The following is a 357-nucleotide window of genomic DNA, read 5'->3' on the forward strand; positions in this document are numbered from 1 at the left end:
TGCCCGGCCTTGCGCCATCGGTTGAAACGGTTGACACAGGTTGTGTGAGGGCCATAGCGGGCCGGAATGTCGGCCCAGGGCGCTCCGGTCCGCAGACGCCAGAAGATGCCGTTGAGCACTCGGCGGTCATCAACCCGCGGCTTGCCGCGCACCTTGGTTGGCAACAGCGGTTTAATCACCGACCACTCGAAATCCGTAAGATCAAAACGGGCCATGCCATCCTCCTGCTCTGGTAAGCAGTGAATCAGAATAGGCCCGCCTTGGGAATCCAATTAATGGGTATGTGACCTAGGCTCAGGACTCGTTGATCACAGCCAGAAGATAACGGTTGCTGCGAGTGCCAGAGCGGAAGAGAAA

Annotated in this window: 1 protein-coding gene; it reads right to left on the reverse strand. The window is 58.0% G+C overall.

Annotated elements, in window-relative coordinates; translation table 11 throughout:
- On the reverse strand, positions 1 to 215 hold a 215-nt coding region (locus ACFPLB_RS03125; protein ID WP_378227835.1), incomplete at its 3' end, for a transposase.
- Positions 216 to 357 lie beyond the last annotated feature (142 nt).

This window comes from Aquamicrobium segne (assembly GCF_042656785.1).
GTDB classification, from domain to species: domain Bacteria; phylum Pseudomonadota; class Alphaproteobacteria; order Rhizobiales; family Rhizobiaceae; genus Mesorhizobium; species Mesorhizobium segne.